Annotated in this window: 20 protein-coding genes and 2 pseudogenes; 10 read left to right on the top strand and 12 right to left on the bottom strand. The window is 70.4% G+C overall.

What is annotated here, in order from left to right; genetic code table 11:
- Positions 1-12 precede the first annotated feature (12 nt).
- The gene (locus tag OG906_RS02100; protein ID WP_329439382.1) at positions 13-573 is read left to right on the top strand and encodes a potassium channel family protein; all 561 of its coding nucleotides are present in this window, start codon (positions 13-15) and stop codon (positions 571-573) included.
- Between the two features lie 109 nt (positions 574-682).
- On the opposite strand, the gene cynS is transcribed toward OG906_RS02100, so the two are convergent.
- Positions 683-1153, bottom strand: a complete 471-nt coding sequence (gene cynS, locus OG906_RS02095) for a cyanase (RefSeq protein WP_329439380.1) — start codon at positions 1151-1153, stop codon at positions 683-685.
- 151 nt (positions 1154-1304) lie between these two features.
- A complete protein-coding gene (locus OG906_RS02090; RefSeq protein ID WP_329439378.1) occupies positions 1305-1907 on the bottom strand; it encodes a carbonic anhydrase in 603 nt (200 codons plus the stop codon).
- Positions 1908-2032: 125 nt separating this feature from the next.
- Between OG906_RS02090 and cynR the strand changes: the two genes are divergently transcribed.
- Together cynR and OG906_RS02080 are read left to right on the top strand one after the other, a co-directional pair.
- Positions 2033-2938 (top strand): transcriptional regulator CynR, encoded by a 906-nt coding sequence (gene cynR, locus OG906_RS02085; protein WP_443067347.1) that lies wholly within the window; start codon positions 2033-2035, stop codon positions 2936-2938.
- 200 nt (positions 2939-3138) lie between these two features.
- A complete protein-coding gene (locus OG906_RS02080; RefSeq protein ID WP_329447898.1) occupies positions 3139-3933 on the top strand; it encodes a VOC family protein in 795 nt (264 codons plus the stop codon).
- Here OG906_RS02080 and OG906_RS02075 read toward each other — a convergent pair.
- From OG906_RS02075 to OG906_RS02065, 3 genes and pseudogenes are all read right to left on the bottom strand, one after another.
- Positions 3905-4117: pseudogene (locus tag OG906_RS02075) on the bottom strand (DUF5701 family protein); the annotation flags it as partial. The gene OG906_RS02080 and the pseudogene OG906_RS02075 sit on opposite strands and share 29 nt — an antisense overlap.
- Before the next feature lie 21 nt (positions 4118-4138).
- Positions 4139-4393, bottom strand: coding sequence for a hypothetical protein (locus OG906_RS02070; protein WP_267797221.1), 255 nt, complete (start codon positions 4391-4393; stop codon positions 4139-4141).
- Positions 4390-5262, bottom strand: coding sequence for an isocitrate lyase/PEP mutase family protein (locus tag OG906_RS02065; RefSeq protein WP_329439376.1), 873 nt, complete (start codon positions 5260-5262; stop codon positions 4390-4392). Before OG906_RS02065 ends, OG906_RS02070 begins: the two co-directional genes overlap by 4 nt.
- A gap of 279 nt (positions 5263-5541) precedes the next feature.
- On the opposite strand from OG906_RS02065, the gene OG906_RS02060 reads away from it, so the two are divergent.
- The gene (locus tag OG906_RS02060) at positions 5542-6750 is read left to right on the top strand and encodes a serine hydrolase domain-containing protein (protein ID WP_329439374.1); all 1209 of its coding nucleotides are present in this window, start codon (positions 5542-5544) and stop codon (positions 6748-6750) included.
- A gap of 103 nt (positions 6751-6853) precedes the next feature.
- Here the strand turns inward: OG906_RS02060 and OG906_RS02055 are convergent, their stop codons facing one another.
- From OG906_RS02055 to OG906_RS02045, 3 genes are all read right to left on the bottom strand, one after another.
- Positions 6854-7534, bottom strand: a complete 681-nt coding sequence (locus tag OG906_RS02055) for a hypothetical protein (RefSeq protein ID WP_329439372.1) — start codon at positions 7532-7534, stop codon at positions 6854-6856.
- Positions 7531-8796, bottom strand: a complete 1266-nt coding sequence (locus OG906_RS02050) for a 2-isopropylmalate synthase (protein ID WP_329439370.1) — start codon at positions 8794-8796, stop codon at positions 7531-7533. Before OG906_RS02050 ends, OG906_RS02055 begins: the two co-directional genes overlap by 4 nt.
- A gap of 303 nt (positions 8797-9099) precedes the next feature.
- Positions 9100-9468, bottom strand: coding sequence for an amphi-Trp domain-containing protein (locus OG906_RS02045; protein ID WP_329439368.1), 369 nt, complete (start codon positions 9466-9468; stop codon positions 9100-9102).
- Positions 9469-9706: 238 nt separating this feature from the next.
- Here OG906_RS02045 and OG906_RS02040 point away from each other — a divergent pair, with 238 nt between their 5' ends.
- The gene (locus tag OG906_RS02040) at positions 9707-10147 is read left to right on the top strand and encodes a VOC family protein (protein ID WP_329447897.1); all 441 of its coding nucleotides are present in this window, start codon (positions 9707-9709) and stop codon (positions 10145-10147) included.
- A 357-nt stretch (positions 10148-10504) separates the two neighbouring features.
- Positions 10505-10744, top strand: coding sequence for a chaplin (locus tag OG906_RS02035; RefSeq protein WP_267797228.1), 240 nt, complete (start codon positions 10505-10507; stop codon positions 10742-10744).
- A 193-nt stretch (positions 10745-10937) separates the two neighbouring features.
- Here the strand turns inward: OG906_RS02035 and OG906_RS02030 are convergent, their stop codons facing one another.
- The gene (locus OG906_RS02030; RefSeq protein WP_329439366.1) at positions 10938-11510 is read right to left on the bottom strand and encodes a hypothetical protein; all 573 of its coding nucleotides are present in this window, start codon (positions 11508-11510) and stop codon (positions 10938-10940) included.
- Between the two features lie 233 nt (positions 11511-11743).
- On the opposite strand from OG906_RS02030, the gene OG906_RS02025 reads away from it, so the two are divergent.
- Complete coding sequence (locus OG906_RS02025; RefSeq protein ID WP_267829361.1) at positions 11744-12064, top strand: hypothetical protein; 321 nt, start codon at positions 11744-11746, stop codon at positions 12062-12064.
- A gap of 159 nt (positions 12065-12223) precedes the next feature.
- On the opposite strand, the gene OG906_RS02020 is transcribed toward OG906_RS02025, so the two are convergent.
- Entirely contained in the window at positions 12224-12706 is a 483-nt protein-coding gene (locus tag OG906_RS02020) for an SgcJ/EcaC family oxidoreductase (protein ID WP_329439360.1), read from the bottom strand.
- 96 nt (positions 12707-12802) lie between these two features.
- On the opposite strand from OG906_RS02020, the gene OG906_RS02015 reads away from it, so the two are divergent.
- Entirely contained in the window at positions 12803-13342 is a 540-nt protein-coding gene (locus OG906_RS02015) for a MarR family winged helix-turn-helix transcriptional regulator (RefSeq protein WP_329439358.1), read from the top strand.
- A 79-nt stretch (positions 13343-13421) separates the two neighbouring features.
- On the opposite strand, the gene OG906_RS02010 is transcribed toward OG906_RS02015, so the two are convergent.
- Positions 13422-14057, bottom strand: coding sequence for a hypothetical protein (locus OG906_RS02010; RefSeq protein ID WP_329439356.1), 636 nt, complete (start codon positions 14055-14057; stop codon positions 13422-13424).
- A gap of 574 nt (positions 14058-14631) precedes the next feature.
- Here OG906_RS02010 and OG906_RS02005 point away from each other — a divergent pair.
- Positions 14632-14955 (top strand): annotated as a pseudogene (locus tag OG906_RS02005) (MerR family transcriptional regulator); the annotation flags it as partial.
- Positions 14956-15124: 169 nt separating this feature from the next.
- On the opposite strand, the gene OG906_RS02000 reads toward OG906_RS02005, so the two are convergent.
- Positions 15125-16225 carry a serine hydrolase domain-containing protein gene (locus OG906_RS02000; RefSeq protein ID WP_329439352.1) on the bottom strand — a complete coding sequence of 367 codons (1101 nt, stop codon included), beginning with the start codon at positions 16223-16225 and terminating at the stop codon, positions 15125-15127.
- 376 nt (positions 16226-16601) lie between these two features.
- Between OG906_RS02000 and OG906_RS01995 the strand changes: the two genes are divergently transcribed.
- Complete coding sequence (locus OG906_RS01995; protein WP_329439350.1) at positions 16602-17201, top strand: choice-of-anchor C family protein; 600 nt, start codon at positions 16602-16604, stop codon at positions 17199-17201.
- The last annotated feature ends 86 nt before the right edge of the window (positions 17202-17287 follow it).

Genomic DNA, 17287 nt, shown 5'->3' with positions numbered 1-17287 from the left:
GGGGGTGGAGTCGTGAACGAGAACGCGGATGGTCACCGCCGGCAACTGTTGTTGGCCGGCGTGCGCTCGCTGGGCGCGGTTGCACTCCTGACGGCGGCCTACTACCTGCTGCCCATGGAGTCGGCGTTCACGACCACCACCGTGCTCGTGCTCGTCGGTGGCATCGCCGCGGTGGCGGCGCTCCTGGTGTGGCAGATCCAGACGATCGCGCGATCGCGGTGGCCCGGGCTCAAGGCCATGGAGGGCATGGCGATCACCATCCCGCTCTTCGTCCTGATGTACGCCGCGGCCTGCTTTCTGATGGAGCACAGTGCGCCGGGAAGCTTCAGTGAACCGCTGACGCGCACGGACGCGCTGTACTTCGCGATGACCGTGTTCAGCACCGTCGGATTCGGGGACATCAGCGCGCGCAGTGAGCCGGCCCGGCTGCTGACCACCGGGCAGATCGCCGTGGATCTGCTCCTGCTGGGGGTGGCGGCCCGGCTCCTCGCGAACGCGGTCCAGCGGGGCCGGCTACGCCGCGACCGGTCGGCCGGCCTCGACGAGGGCGACGGCATGCCGCCTTCCCCGTGACCGCGCGCGCGTGGTCGCCACCGCCGCCCGGGGGCGCGGGGGTGTCACGTGCCGGGCGTGGCGGCTGTACGGGTGTCGGGCCGGCAGGGGCGGACGGACCGGCGCCGGATCAGAAGGGCCTGGTCGGAAGGTACTTGCCGTCCAGGGTGATGATCGCGCGCTCGCCGCCATCGGGATCGGCGACCTTCCGCACGTCCAGCTTGAAGTTGATCGCGGAAATGATGCCGTCACCGAGCTGCTCGTGGACCAGGGCCTTGAGCGTGGTGCCGTAGACCTGGAGCATCTCGTGGAATCGGTAGATCGTCGGGTCGGTGGGGACACCACCCGGGAGCGAGCCCCGGGTCGGGATGGTCTGCAGCAGCAGCGTGTCCTCGGCGTCCAGGCCGAGAAGCTCGGCCACGGCCTCGGCCGAAGCCGTGGGCAAGGGGTGCTGGCCGAGGACGGCGGCGGTGACGAAGGCGACCGACAGGCCGGCAACGTCGGCGATCCGCTGCCAGGACAGGTCCTTGTGGATCTTGGCGTCAACGGCCTTGTTGGCCAGGGCCTGACGAGCGGTGTTGTCGAACTGGGCGTGCACCATGAGAAGCATGTCCTTTCGGGGGCGCCGTTCACCTGGATTGCGGTGAACGACGGTTCTGGGGGTGGGGGAGGGATCCCGGGCGGATCTCGGTCGGTCCCGGGCGATTCCAGGCGTCGGAGCGGCAGAGGTCGGGCCGCGCCGGCCTTGGGAATCAGGCGGTGAGGGCGGCCGCTCGGCCGGTGGCGTCGAGTTCCACGACGGCCCCCGTGGGTATGTCGAAGACCCAGCCGTGCAAGGTGACCGTCTTCGCGGCCAGGGCGCGGGCCACCGAGGGGTGGGTGGCCAGGTTCGCCATCTGGGCGCGCACGTTCTCCCGCACCAACGCATCCACCGTCCGTGCCCCGGCCTCGGCGCCGGTACGGGCCCGGGAGGCGTCCGCGTGGCGCAACCAGTCGGCGATGGCGGGCGCGCCGCTCAGGTCGTGGCCCTCGGCGAGCGCGGTCATCGCCCCGCAGGCGGAGTGGCCGCAGACAACGATCTCGGAGACGTTCAGGACGGCCACGGCGTACTCGACACTGGCCGCGACCCCGTCCGGGCCGGGAGCGTAGGCGGGGACGAGGTTCCCGGCGGTCCGGATGACGAAAAGATCGCCCGGCTCGCTCTGGGTGATCAGCTCCGGCACGACCCGGGCGTCGGAGCAGCCGATGAACAACGTCCTCGGCCGGTGGGTCGAGGCGAGCTCGGCGAAGAGGCCCGCCCTGGCCGGGTACACATCGCGCCGGAACCGCGTGACGCCTTCTGTGAGGTCGTGCATGGTCACTCTCCTTCGGTGGTCACCCGCCCCTCCGGGCCGGCGAGATCCACCATGCATGACCTGCTCCTATAGTGTCCAAGACGCATTGGCCATGACTTCTATCGATGCCATCTATAGTTGCGGTCATGGCTCTGGAACTGCGTCACCTTCGCTATCTGCTCGCCGTGGCGGAGCAGGCCAGCTTCACCCGTGCCGCCGAACGTCTGCGCATCTCCCAACCCACCCTCTCCCAACAGATCAAGCAGCTCGAACGCACCGTCGGCGCCCAACTGCTCGACCGCACCGGCCGCACCATCCGTCTGACCGACGCCGGCGAGGCCTACGCGCACTACGCCCGCAGGGCCCTCCGCGACCTGGCCGCGGCCGAACGCGCCGTCGTGGACGTCGCCGATCTCTCCCGCGGCCACCTGCGCCTCGCCGTCACCCCCACCTTCACCGCCTACCTCGTCGGCCCCCTCGCCGCGGCGCTCCACATCCACCACCCCGGCATCACCCTGGACGTGCGGGAAATGACCCAGGACCGCATCGAGACCGGCCTGCTGGCCGACGACCTCGACCTCGGCATCGCCTTCCACGCCTCCCACCTGACCGGCATCACCCCCACGGCCCTGTTCACCGAGCACCTCAGCCTCGTCACCGGCATCGACCGGTCCGGAGGGACCGACACGCGGCCACTGCCCGTTCGGGACCTCGCCGCACACCAACTGGCCCTGCTGAGCGGCGATTTCGCGACCCGCAGCCATATCGACGCCTACTTCACCGACCACAAGGTGCGGCCCCACATCGCCGTGGAAGCCAACTCCATCCAGGCCCTGACCGAAATCGTCCAACGCACCGACCTGGCCACCGTCCTGCCCGACGCCCTCACCCACGAGCACCCCCGCCTCGTCCCCGTCACGGTCGAACCGGCCCTCCCCGCCCGCACCGTCGCCCTCCTCCATCGCGAGAACGCCTACCAGAGCGCCGCCGCCCGCGCCTTCATCGGCCTCATCCACGACCACATCCGTAGCCGTGACTACGCCCCGGCCTGACGGGAAGCGGCCTGAGGGGAAGCGGCCACGCGCCGCGGAAGCGGACGGCCTCCGGGCAGGTCGGAGCGTGCACGGGTGTTCCCACCGGCGCCACGGGCGAGCGACGCGGCGTCACTCGTACGGCCCGGTTCGGGGTGTGAGGGCCGGGTAGGGGACGGCCCGTCCTTCCCCAGTCACAGACGGAGGCATCCGTGCCCGACATGAACGGCCCCTACAAGCCCGGCACCCCGTGCTGGATCGACCTGATGGTTCCCGACCAGCAGGCCGCCATCGACTTCTACTGCGACCTCTTCGGCTGGCAGGGCGAGGTCGGCCCCGCCGAGCAGGGCGGCTATGCCGTCTGCACCCTCAAGGGCAAGCCGGTCGCCGGGATCATGAAGGCGAGCAACCCGGACGGCAGCGTCCCCGACCCGCTGCCGCCGACGGTGTGGACCACCTACCTGTCCACCGCCGACATCGACGGCACCCTCGCGTCCGTCAGCGACGCGGGCGGCACGGTCATGATGGGCCCGATGGGCGTCATGGACCTCGGCCGGATGGCCGTGATCGCCGATCCGACGGGCGCGGTCGTCGGCCTGTGGCAGCCGGGCACCTTCGACGGTGCGGGCATCGTCAACGAGCACGGCGCGCTCATCTGGAACGAGCTGACCACCGCCGACCTCCCGGCCGCCTCCGCGTTCTACTCATCCGTCCTGCCGGTCACCACGGCCCGCTCCGAGATGCCCGGCGCCGAGGAGTACATCGAGTTCAAGGTCGACGGCCGCGCGGTCGGGGGGATGATGGACCTGTCCAAGCTCCCGCCGGGCGTTCCCCCGCACTGGCAGCCGTACTTCCACGCGGACAGCGTCGACGAGGTCCAGGCCGCGGCCGTCCGTGCCGGCGGCAGCGTCCTCGCCCCCGCCTTCGACATGGCGGCCGGCCGAATGGCCGTCCTCGCCGACCCGCAGGGCGGAGCCTTCTCGGTGATCACCGCCTCCGCCCCCGAGCAGCCCTGATCCCCGAGCCATCCTGACCCCGAGCCATCCTGACCCCGAGGGTCGCACCGTCCCGACGCCCTGTGACCCGGGGCGGGGCAAAGCCCAGCCAGGTATGACGGTTGCCCCACCCACAGCGGCCGTACTTCGGGGGGTTGCGCTCTCGGCCGGTTGAGGAGGGTGTGATCGCGGCGGCCGGGCGCTCATTTGCCCGGCCGCCGCTCTGTCAGGTGCCCTCCTCGCCGGGCCGAACGGTGTGGACGAGGGTGGCGAGCATGTCGACGGCGCTGCCGTCGTGGTCGCTCCCGGCGGTACCGCTTCCGCTTTGGAAGTTGGCCGCTCGATCGACTTCCAGGATGGAGTCGGCGTGGGAGTTGTCGATGACGGTGATCAGGCTTTCGCCGGCGGCGGCCGGCGCGGCGGCGGCCCCGATCAGGGCCATCGCCAGCCAGGCGGCGGCCCGCAGGTGCGCACCGGTCACACGCCGGCACCTTCGCGGGCCGCGGGCAGGGCGTGGTGGCGGGTGATGTTCTTCGCGAGGAGGCGGGTGGACTCGGTGACCCCGATCTCCTGGCCTTCGTCGGCTGCGGGCAGGCGTCCGTCGGAGAGTCGGAGCTCGGCGAGGGCGGTGTCCATGGCCCGGTGTGCGGCGAACAGGCACGGCGTGCTGTAGATCGCCACGTCGATGCCGAGATCGCCCAGCTCGCTCAGCGAAAGGCGGGGGGACTTGCCACCGGCGATCTGGTTGAACAACAGCGGCTTGTCGCCGACGACTTCGCGGATCCGCTCGATCCACTCCACACTGCGAACCCCGTCGACCAGCACCACATCGGCCTCGGTCGCGGCCAGTGCCTCCGCACGGCGGAGGATGTCGGCCTCCTCCGTCGCGTCGGTGCGGGCGACGACGACCAGGTCCTTGCGCGTGGCGAGCACCATGTGGAGCTTCTCCAGGTACTCCTCCAACGGCAGGACCTGCTTGCCGTCCGCGTGGCCGCACCGGCGGGGCCGCTTCTGGTCTTCGAGGATGACGCCGGAGGCGCCGATCCGCTCCAGTCCCTCGACGACGTGGCAGGCGACCTCGGGATCGACGTAGCCGTCGTCGATGTCGACCAGCAGGTGGTGGCGGGGGAAGGCGCCGCGCAGCCGCTGGACGAAGGCCATCATGTCGGGCCACGCGATGAAGCCGATGTCGGGCAGGCCGTAGTAGGAGGCCGCGAAGCCGAACCCGGACACGAACATGCCGTCGTAGTGCCCGGCCGCGACCGACGCGGAGTACATGTCGTACACGCCGATCAGCGGGGTCGTGCCCGGCTCGGCGATCGCTTCGCGCAGCGTGTTTCCGTAACTCATGAGCAGGCTCCTTCGAAGAGGGCGAGGCGAGTCGGGGAGAGGAAGCCGCCGCGACACGGCGGCGCTTTACCCAATGCAGATCATTTCCTGACCATTTGCGGGGGAACGGTTACTGCGCTGTGTCGCTCACACCAACGGCGTAGTCCGTTCACCAGAGAAACGTCACTTGGCGGTGTGCAGGGCCTTCCCGGCGCCGGCCCGCTCGCCGCGCGCACTCACCCACTCGGCCCTAGCCTGGGGATTGCCTTCCGGCTCCCCCGGACGACAGGAGGCCGTGCGGTGAATCCAACCCTCATACGACTGCGCCGGGTCTGCGTGACCGGCGCGGCGGCCACTCTCCTCATCGCCCCACTGGGCGCCGCGACCACCGCCCAGGGAGCGGCCACCCCCTCACCGTCCGCCGGTGACGCCTTCGTCGCCCTCACCCCGGCCGTCAAGGCGAAACTGGACGCGGCCATCGAGAAGACCCTGCGTGAGACCAAGGTCCCGGGCGCGATCGTGGGCCTGTGGGCCCCCGGCAAGGGCAGCTACGTGAAGACCTTCGGCGTGGCCGACAAGGCGACCGGCGCTCCGATGAAGAGCGACCTGAACTTCCGCATCGGCAGCGAGACGAAGACCTTCACGGTCACCGCCCTGCTCCAGCTCGTCGACCAGGGGAAGATCGGCCTGGACGACGCCATCGGCACGTACATCGCCGGCGTCCCGAACGGCGACAAGATCACGCTGCGCGAGCTGGCGGGCATGCGCAGCGGACTCTTCAACTACAGCGAGGACGCGGGCTTCGACAAGGCGCTCCTGACGAACCCCAACCGCGTCTTCACCCCCAAGGAACTGCTGGCCTACTCCTTCAAGCACCCGGTGAGCTTCGCGCCGAACGCCACGTTCGAGTACTCCAACACCAACCTGATCCTGCTGGGCCTGGTCGTGGAGAAGATCACCGGTCGCCCGCTGCGCGAGGTCATCAACCAGGACGTGCTCGTGCCGGCCAACCTGGGCGGCACCCTCTTCCCGACCGGCGGTGAGTATCCCGACCCGCACCCGCAGGGCTACACGAACCAGAGCCTCTCGGGGAAGATCGTGAACTCCACCGACTGGGACCCCTCCTGGGCCTGGGCCGCCGGCGCGATGATCTCCAACCTCCAGGACCTGCGCAGTTGGGCGAAGACCGTGGCCACGGGCACCCTGCTGAAGCCCGAGACCCAGGCCCAACGCCTCAAGACCCAGCCCATCGGGGTCATCCCGGGGGCCTCCTACGGCCTGGGCATCTTCGACGTCCAGGGCTGGATCGGCCACAACGGTTCGATCCCCGGGTACGAGACGCTGACCGTCTACCTCCCCGAGGCCGACGCCACGATGGTCATCGAGCTGAACACCGACGTCACGGTCGACGGCCAGGAGCCGAGCACCCTCTTCGGAGAGGCGGTCACCTCCATCGTGTCCCCGGACCACGTCTACCCGGGCCACAAACCGACCGACCCCAAGGGCTGAGGCCCGGCCGGGGTCGTCCCACCCGACTCGGGTGGGACGGCCCCGGCACGACGGCCAGGACCGCGGCGCCAGGGCGCGAGGTCCACCACCGCGTGGTCGAGGTTCAGGCCGGCGTCCGCAAGCGGGCGCGCAGTGCGTCGAGGTAGGCCTGAGCCGTCGGGTAGGGCTGGTCCTGGGCGCCGTGGCGGTGGAGGGAGAACGTTCCCTCGCGGCTCAGGCGCAGGGTGGTGGTGGCCCTGCGACCCGCGCTCGTTCCGCCGTCTGGGACATCGAGGACGTCGGCGCCATCGAGGACCGGGGTGTGCGGGAACATGCCCCGTGCGGCTTCGGCGGAGGCGACCGGCGGGTGGCCGGTGCGGTTGGCGCTGGAGACGTAGAGCACGGGGAACGGTTCGAGTACGGGCAGCAGTGGCGACCAGCGGGCGCCGAAGAGCAGCGCCCAGCCCTCCTGGCTCGCGGGAGCGAGCCAGTCAGGATGAGCGTGACCCGGGCGGAGCGGCACGAGGAGGGTGATCCGCTCCTCTTCCAGCAGCCTCCCGGCCAGCTCCACCCCGCCCGCGTCCAGGTCCATTCCCCGCGCCGATTCGGTGAAGGTTCCAAGGTCATGGGCCCACAGGGCGACGGGCTGGTCCGCGGGCCTGCCTTTGGCGGTGTTGACCCCGCCCGGGTCGGTGCCCGCCACGACGTACGTCAGCGGGGCCGGGTTCGGCAGGACCACGGCCGCCCCGCGTCCCAGCAGCCGCCGGGCCGCGTCCTCGTCCACCACGTCGGTACGGGCGTTCACCGCGCACCCGCCGCCGGGTGCAGCAGCCCGTCGAGGTAGGCGGCGAAGGCGGCTTCGTCGATCATGGCGCGCCCGGTCCGGAAGGCGACGGCCTTCACCCAGCCCATCGCGGCGCGGGCCTGCGCCGAGTCGAGTGCGTACCCGAGCCGCGCGGCGACGGCGGTGACCACACGCGCGCTGGCCAGCTGGGTCAGTACGACCCGCGGCTCGATGCCGAGGAGCGCTTCCGGGTCGAAGGGCTGGAACAGCCCGGGGTGCACGAACGGGGTGCCGGTGGAGATGGAGCCCACGCCCGTCCCGACGATGGGCGTGGTCACGCTCAACGGCACCCCGGTGGCGGCCGACACCATGCGGGCGATCTCCGGCAGCCGGCGCAGATCCGGTTCGGTCCACCACGGACCGGCGCCCCCGCCCGACTCCCCGCTCGGGTCCTCTGCCGGTAACTGCCCTGCCAGCTCAGGTCGGTGGGCCAGGAGGAACAGCAACTGCTCGGTGGCGACCATGCCGCTGCGCTCGGCGATGCCCAGCCAGGCGCTGGACAGTACCCGCACGCCCGCCCTCAGCGCCTCCAGCGAGTTGGCGAGGCCCAGCCCGAGGTCGTTGTGGAGGTGGGAGGCGAGCACCGTGTCCGGGCCGGCCGCCGAACCTACCTCGGTGAACATCCGCCCCGCTTCCTGCGGCAGTTGGTTCCCGACCGTGTCGGCCAGGACGACCACCCCCGCTCCGGCGCCGCTCATCTCCGCCGCGTAGCGGCCCGTCAGCCCGTGGTCGGCCCGCGAGGCGTCCGCGAGGCAGACGTCCACGGCCACCCCGTCGTCCAGCTCCCGGGCCTCCTTGACCAGGGCCGTACCGGCGGCGAGCGCCTCGGCGGCCCCGGTGTGGGTCATCACCCCGGCCATGGCCTCGGACGCGGGGACCACCACCATCACCCGGGCGTTCGTAGTCCCCCGGACGGAGGCGACGGCCTGCCGTACGTCGTCCCGGGTGCCCCGGCACACCGCCGCCACGCTCACCGCACCCTCGGCCTCCACGGCGACCCGCCGTACGGCTTCGAACTCCTCGGCGCACACGGCCGGGAACCCGGCCGCGAACACCACGTGGCGCGGCCCGTGCGCGCCGAATATCCGCCCCTGTTCCCGAGCCAGCCGCACCCGCAGGCCGGCGCCCATGAGCGTCTTGGCCTGCGCGCCGTCGCGCGCCGATTCCTCCCAGAGCACCACCCGTCCTGCCGAGGCGGACTCCCGGACCAGATCCCTGTCCATCACACGTCCCCAGTGCCGCGCCCCCCATCGGAGGAGGGCGTTCCGTCGGCACTGTAGGACGCCCGCCACCCACGCCGCCGCGTATCCCCGGCTTGCCCCCATGGAGGGCCCCGAGGCCTTAAACTGCCAGGTCACACGACGTAGGCAGGGGTCGTTCCCGGCCGCCCGGGCCGCTGCTCACGCCCGGTCGGCCCACCGCTCCCGGACCCCCCGCCTGGGTGGTGGAACTGCTCGGTCACGCCGCCGTTGCTCCGTCGAGAGAACCCGCTCGTGCGGCGCGCGGGACCCACCGCGCGCTGCGGCTCACGACGTCTTCGTGGCGGATCGCTCGGTGTTCTTGCCGTCGGCGGCCGTGCTGCTCCGGCCGGCCTTGGCGGTGGGCGTGGTCTTTCGCCTCGGGGCCTTCGCGGGGGCGGCGGCCACCTGCGACGGCGCCTTCCGGCGCGGTGAGGTCGGCCACTTGAACTCGATCTCCAGCTCGATCTCCCCGTCGCCGATCTCGATCTCGATCTCGCTGCGAAGGTCTTCGGGGATCCGCAGGCTCAGCGTTCCGGCACCGAGTTCCAGGTCGACCGCCCCGCCCTTCCTCAGCGCGGCTGCGAGGGCCGTGAGCTGGTCAGCCGCCTCCAGGCGGGACAGCGAGCGCTTCTGCTCAAACTTGAGATCCGACATGGTTGCTTCCCATCCTGGACAGGCAGTACACAACGTCCATTCTGGGGTCATATGCCGGATCGGACATCTCATGATTGATCCAGGGTCCGGAGAGGCCTGGCCGGCCCCGCCCGCCCGTACCAGTCCCTCGGAACCCGTCACGCGCCGAGTGTCGAGAAAGTGACGCCGGTTCCGTCCCGGGTGTATCAGTGGCCGCAACGACTGTGCGATGAAGAACGCGAAGAAGGAGAACCACCACATGGCGCTTCAGCGGATGGACAACGTGGCCATTGTCGTCGAGGACCTGGACGCGGCCATCGCCTTCTTCGCCGAACTCGGCATGGAACTGGAAGGCACGGCGGAGATCGAGAACCCCGGGGCGGACCGCATGCTCGGACTCGACGGCGTCCGCAGTGTCATCGCGATGATGCGGACCCCGGACGGCCACGGCAGGCTGGAGCTGACGGTGTTCCGAACCCCTGAGGCGATCGGCGCCAGTCCGCTCAACCCGCCGCCCAACACCGTGGGCCTGCATCGGGTCATGTTCGCCGTCGATGACATCGACGACACCGTCACCCGCCTGCGCCCCCACGGCGCCGAGCTCCTCGGCGAGGTGGCGCGGTACGAGGACAGTTACCGGCTCTGCAACCTCCGCGGCCCCGCCGGCATCATCGTCGCCCTGGCCGAACGGATCGGCTGACAGAGCTCGTCGCGGCTGACCTGCGACCAACTTCGCGACCACCTCGCCGCTGACCTGCGACCGACCTGCGAATGGCCAGGACGAACGATCCGCTCCGCGCCCCGCGCGCCGCTACCCGCGCACGGCAGACGGCGCAACAGGCGTTCGTCGGCTGAAGGGCGAACGGGAGCAGGCGCCGCCGGCCCGATCGGCTGCGGCCAACTGGAGTCGTGGGCGATTCCTTCGGGCGAATGAGCGGGCCGGGGCCAGGCTGAAGGCGTGCGGTGGCCGAAGAAGAAGGGTGCGGACCCCGCCGGGGTCGTACGGCACGCCCTGAGGGCGTCGCGTAGGTGATGTCAGTCATGAAGGAGATTCCGCATGTCGCGTGTCCTGAAGAGTTTCGCGCTTGCCTTGGCCGCCGGTGCCGTGGTCGTGGGCGGGGCCTCGGTGGCGTCGGCCGACGCGAACGCGGACGGCGTCGCCGTCGGCTCGCCGGGCGTCCTGTCCGGCAACGTCATCCAGGTTCCGATCCACGTCCCGATCAACGTGTGCGGCAACTCGATCGGCCTCGTCTCCGTTCTCAACCCCAGCTTCGGCAACACCTGCATCAACAGCTGACACGCCGGTACGCCGTGCGGGTGGCAGCCTTCGAAGCTGCCACCCGTGACGGCGCCGCTTCCCTGTAGCGCAGGGTCCGCCGCCCCTTCTTCCCGCGCTTGCGCAACGATGTGGGTACGCGCCCCCTGCCGTGCCCTGCCCTGCGGCGCCGTCCTCGGCGTCCTCGGCCGTTCCAGCGGCCCCAGGGCTGCCTTCAGGTCATTCGCGGGTGGGGGCGGGGCGTGACGCCACGCGGACTACGGTGAGCCCGGGCGTCGAAGGCACCCTCCACCGCCGTCAGCCGCAGGGTTTCCAAGGCATCGGCCTGGCGTTCGGCCCGCGCCAGCAGGCGACCCATGGCCTCGCCGTCGATCCGCGGATCGAAGCGGGACATGATCCGTAGCGCCCGCCAGAGTTCCTTCTTGCCCTCCACCCCCACCCGGATCGCCTCCAGTTCGAGCACATCGCTGAGCGGCGACCGGGAGATCAATCGCCCGTTGAGCTTCAGACGACCCACTTTCTCCGCCAGAACGCCCAAGAGCATCCTGCGATGCCTCAGCGGCACGTCGAGGGCCGTCATGATCTCGCGCAGGCTGTCGCGGTCCGCAGTCACCGCTTCGGCCAGGTCCACGAGCCGCGGTTCGGCAGCGGTATCCCGGTGGGATCGGGTCATCCGCCGCAGCAGAGCCACCCCGGCCCCCGCACCGGCGAGATGATCGTTCAGATACAGGCCCAACAGGCGATCGGGATCCGAGGCCCGTCGGGATCGCTCCGGCTTGTTCTGCATGGTCGCGCCTCCGATCACCCGCGCCGCAGGGGGACAAACCGCACACGTCATAGAGACGTCTGACCCGCCTGGCCGCTCGCAAACGCGCCGGCTGCGTTTGTGTCCGGCGGCCGCCGTCGCGCACGGAAACCCCGGGCGGCGCCGCGGTGGATTCCCGGCACGATTCGGAGTCCAGGTAGTGGAACCCGAGGCGGCGGGGAGGCCGTGTCCGCCGCCGGCGGTCTACGCTCGGCATGGTGACGGACAACGAGATCCAACTCAAAGCCATCGCCGCTCTCACAGCCTTGAGGTCCGGGGCCGACAGCGATTTCGTCTCGGGTCTGCTGGCGGATGTGGTGCCCTCGCAGTTCCTCGTCCCCGCCGGGGCCGGGCCGGAAGAGACGGGGCTCGCCGTACTGGAACAGGTGTCCCAGCCGTTCAACGCGCTGGTCACCGGATTCATCCTGGCGTTCCAGGCGGTCGCCGACGCCCACGACGACACCGATCCCGAGAACCCCACCGAGGAGCTTCTCCAGAACCTCGCCCTCACCCTCGCCCTCGACGACACCGAATGACAGCGAGCCGGTCGCCGGGCTGTGAGGCCGGGCGACCGGGCTTGACCATCCGGCCTCACACTTCTCGGCCCCAGGGCGGGTCGGCGCAGGGCGCCGTGGAAGGCGGTGATCCGCCGGCGTCCGTCGCCCTCCTCGGATGACGGGCGCGCGGCCGTTCGCTCATCGCTCGGCGGCCGGGACGAGACCAGGGGCGACCTTGTACGACACGGCTTCCATGAGCGGCTTGCGCCTGGTGTTGTGGAACGCGGCGATCCGCCACTGCCCGTCCTCTTCGAGGACGACGGTGTACGTCTGTACCTTGCCGAGCTTCCGAGGCCGCTTGCCCTTGTACGTGTCACCTCGCCCGGTGACCACCGCCACGCCGGGGCCGAGGAAACGGACGTCGAGTATCTCGTCGGCCAGCCGGGTGCCTTTGAGGAAGCCGGAGAAGAGCGTGCGGTGGCTTTCCACGATGTCTCGTCGTCCCCGGTAGAGGGTGCCGATGTAGGTGATGTACGAGGCGTCCTCGGTGAAGAGCGCGCCGTACGCCTCCGCGTCGTGACGCCCCCATGCGGCGACGAGCTCGGCCGGCACCTTTCGTACGGCGGCTTCCGCTCCGATGGTGGTGGGGCTGGTGTGACCCATACCGGCGTCTGACTGCATGACGGACCCCTTGTCGACTCACTAGACTGATGCAGATACTGACTATAGGCAGTATCTGCATGCGTGCAGATATCAATGTAGGAGGGGTTCTCCGTCATGGCAACACCCGATGCAACAGCCGATCGCACGGACGCGCACCTGATCTTCCGCCAGTACCTCGACGCCGTGGGTCTACAGGGCCTGGCCGGCGCCGAGGCGGCCGGACTGCACACCTCGGAGTGGTACGCCCTCAGCCTCATCACTCTGGAGGGAGGCCTGTCCTCCGGTGAGCTGGCCGCACGCACGGGACTCACCACCGGCGCGACCACCCGGCTCATCGACCGCCTCGAACGCGCCGGATACGCCCGTCGCGCCGCCGACGTCAACGACCGTCGCCGGGTCATCGTCGAACCCGTGCCGGACGCACTGGACCGAATCGAGGACATCGTCGGACCGGCTCGCCGCCACATCTCCGACGTGATCAGCGGTTACACACCCGAGCAGCAGGCCCTGCTCTTCGACTACTTCGCCCGAGCGGCCCCCGCATTCCGGGCGGCGACCGAGGAAATCCGACAGAACACCCAGCCCCGGCGGAGCAAGACCGCCACCCGGACGCGGCCATCCGCCCAGGGCAGCGGCGGCCCGGATGTGCGATAGACGTGCGGAGCGGCGCCTTTGTCGGGCCCGGCTCCCCGGTACGTGCGCGGGGAACGCCGCTACGGGCCGTTGGCGCTCCTCAGATCCGCCGCGCGGACAGCCTCGTACCATCGGCGCCAAGTATCAGGACGTTCCTGGCGGTTCCGTCCCGGCCGTGATCGCCGTCCCACCACTCGACGAAACTCTGGGCAAGCGTCTCAGCGCCCGGATCTCCGGAAGGCCCTGCCGGGTAGTCCGTGTTCAATTCAACGTCATAGTCATGATCGGTCAGTTGGGCGATGGTCAGCATGCGGACGTGCTCGACGCCCTGCCCCTCGCCCTTGGTACGGGCCCAGGTGCGGAACCGGTCCAGCATGGTTGCGTCCGTGGTCCGCTGGGTCACGTGGCCGGTGGGCAACCGCTCAGGGGCGTTGGCGACGCCGTTGAGGCAGCCTCGCACCCAGGCGCCACGATCCGTCTCGGCGGCGCTGCCGGCTTCCAGGGCCCGGCGCGTACAGCCACCCCATACGGTCTCGCGCACGGCCGCCCCCTTCCCGGAGGAGTCGTAGACGGCCTTGCCCGCGGTGTATCCGGCACGGTAGGCGGCAACGTGCCCGGGTACGGCAGATGAGCGGGACGCGGGCGCAGGGCCGTCGAGCGGCTTGCCACTGTCGCCGGCGCAGCCGACCAGACCCACCAAGCCGACCAAACCGACTGACGCGGCGGCGACCGTCATGCCGAGTGCACGGCCCGAGCGATGATTCATGGCTCCCCCTGAGCGCGGACTTCACCCGAGGAGACGGCATCTCGGGGTCACTGGTCGCATCGATCGACCTTGTTTTCCCTCACCTTGGATGCCCGGACAGGTCCTGGACGTCACCCTCACCTACCCCGTGTCGTCACAACAGGCGTGTTCCTGACCAAAAGTGTCCACTCCGGGGCGGCCGCGGAGCCTGCACCGGCCGCCTCTATCCTGCGCGGACCGAGGATCACCACAGGTCCACGGCGAGGGAGAGGGGATCACCAGGCATGGAAACGGTCGACGAAGCGGACGCACAGCAGGTGCGGCAGTGCCCTGGGTGCGGGGTCGCCGTCTCCCTGAGTACGCGGTTCGTGAGTTGGTGTGCGGCCTGCGACTGGAACGTGGATCCGAGCGCACCGGATCCGAACCGGGGCCGGCCGGACAGGTCGGCCGCGGAAACAGCAGGCCGACGCGGTATCAGGGTCGGCAGATGGTGTAGCAGTTCCTTCGGGGCCCGGGTGCCGAGACGGCACCCGGGCCCCTCCACGCGTTGTGCAGAGAGGTGCACATGACAGCAGGCGACTCCAGCGGGCAGCTCGATGACGACGACTACCCCGCCTACACCATGGGCCGGGCCGCCGAGATGCTCGGCACCACACCCGGATTCCTCCGCGCGATCGGAGAAGCCCGCCTGATCACACCGCTGCGCTCCGAGGGAGGCCACCGCCGGTACTCCCGCTACCAGTTGCGCATCGCGGCGCGTGCCCGGGAACTCGTCGACCAGGGCACCCCCGTCGAGGCGGCCTGCCGGATCATCGTCCTCGAAGACCAGCTCGAGGAAGCCCAGCGCATCAACGACAAGTACCGCCGGGCAGCGGAATCGGCCCGTCCCCAAGCCCGTCCACAGGCCAGTCCATGGCCCACGCCTGAGGCCTGGACATCTCCTCCGGCGGGCCGGCCGCACCCCTGACCTGATCGGCCGAACCGGCCCGGGGCGGGGAGCCGGAGACGAAGAAGCACCCCTCATTCGCGCCGGACTCCGGGACCGGCGGCTCAGCGGCTCAGCGGCACAGGGCCGTGTCCACGACCTTCTCGACGCGCCGCGTGCCCGCCCCGTCGACCGGGATGCTCGTCACCGTGACGGTGGCCGCGCGGCCGTCGTCGGTGACCCCACCCCGGGTCTCGTACCCGTCGATGTCACCGCCGTGGCCCCAGTAGACACCGCCGCACGACAGCGGCCTGCTCATGATCCCCAGTCCGTAGCCGGCGCCGGTGTCCTCGATGGGGACGGTGGTGCGCATCTGGGCGAGTTGGGCCGGCGGAAGAAGGCGGCCGGCCAGGAGCTCGGTCAGGAAACGGTTGACGTCGGAGTTGGTGGAGATCATCTGGCCGGCCGCCCAGCCCACGGACGGGTCGAGCTCCGTGACATCACGCAGGGGCGCGCCCGCCGCGTCCCGGGCGTAGCCGTGGGGATGACGTTCGCGGATGGTCATGTCGCCGGGGGCCGGGAAGTAGGTGTGGCGCAGCCCGATGCGTTGGATGACGCGCCGATCCACCTCCTCGGCGAACGGCCGACGGGTGACCTTCTGGACGATCAGGCCCGCCACCACGTAGTTCGTGTTGCTGTACGACCAGCCCTTCCCGGGAGGAAAGACGGCCTTGCGCTGGAAGGCGACGTCGAGGATGTCGCGGGGATCGAGGTAGTGGTGCCTCCGGATGTCGTCCGCCACGAGGTCTTCGTAGTCGGGCAGCCCGCTGGTGTGCTGAAGGAGTTGACGGACCGTGATGCGGCTTCCGTCGATCCCGTCCCCGCGGACGAGGTTCGGCAGGTAGGTGTCGATCGTGGCGTCGAGGTCGATCTTGCCCTCGCCGACCAGTTGCAGGACGACCACCGCGGTGAACGTCTTGGTGCTGCTGCCGATCCGCACCTGACCGTCGACCGGCACCTTCGAGCCGGTGCGTACGTCGCCGACCCCGGCGGTGTAGTCACGGGTACGGCCCTCGCGATCCTTGACGCTCGCCAGCGCGGCGGGCAGGCCGTCGTCATGCACCATCGCGTTCAGGCCCTGCTGGACGGTGTCCGGCCGGCCGGCCGCGAACGTCGGCGGCGCCAGGGCGCTCAAGGTCAGGACGCCGACGACCACTGCGGCCGCGGCCGCCACGCCCCTGCGTCGCGGGGCCGTTCGCCGCTGTCCGGAGGGACGTGGCCTTCGCCATGATTGTTCGCGCACGAGTCAACTCCTGAGGAATGGTTGGGGTACCGGCGATGTGTGCCGGGCCCAGCTTGTCTCGCTGAGGCCGAGCCGGGCGATCCCGCTACCGCCAAGATCGAAAGTGGGGGTAACCCCCGGCGCGGACAACACGACCGACAGCCCTGGACACCGCCGCGAAACGGCTTCCGGTAGCGCCGACTGGTATGACGGCGGTCGTTTCAAGCGGCATGTGCCCCCGCACTCCGGGTCGCGATCCTTGTGCACGCCGGAGAGAGATCACCACAGTTGAGGTGTCGACCCCACCCTCGCGCTCCAGGAGGAACACATGGCGGTTTCCCGTACAGCCCTCGTCGCCGTCACTGTTGCGGCCCTGCTCTCCGCCGGTTCCGGCTTAGCCATCGCCGCGCCCGCCGCGGCGGCAGTGAGCCGATTCGATGACGGGAGCTTCGAGTACCCCGCGGCGCCCGTGAACGCCTTCACCACCGTGGGCGCCGGGCAGTCCATCGGACCGTGGAAGGTCACCGGCGGGGCGGTGGACCTGATCGGCGCCGGGTTCTGGCAAGCCGCGGAAGGAGATCAGTCCGTCGACCTGAACGGCACCCAGCCGGGAGCGATCGCCCAGACCTTCGCCACGACAGCGGGCCAGAGGTACACCGTGACGTACTCACTCGCCGCGAACCCGGAAGGGGGACCCGCGGTGAAGACCGGCCGTGTCCTGCTGGACGGGCAGAACATCCAGGACTTCTCCTTCGACTCCACGGGCAGGACCCGCCCCGCCATGGGCTACGTGACCCGCCAGGTCACCTTCGTCGCGGGCGCGGCCTCCACGGCCATCGGATTCGCAAGCACCGTGGCCGGGGCCTACGGGCCGGTCATCGACGACGTCCGCGTCCAAAGCTGCTGCCCCTGCTCCTGCGGCACCTGAGAGACCTTCAGCGGCCGGCATCGACCGCCGGCCCGCTGAACCGGTGGACTTCCAAGGACCCGGAAGCCGGCGCGACCGGACGGCCC

Origin of the sequence: Streptomyces sp. NBC_01426 (assembly GCF_036231985.1) — a bacterium.
In the GTDB taxonomy this organism is placed as follows: Bacteria; Actinomycetota; Actinomycetes; order Streptomycetales; family Streptomycetaceae; genus Streptomyces.
The sequence above is the reverse complement of the archived record's forward strand: the minus strand, read 5'-3'. Positions and strand labels throughout refer to the sequence as shown.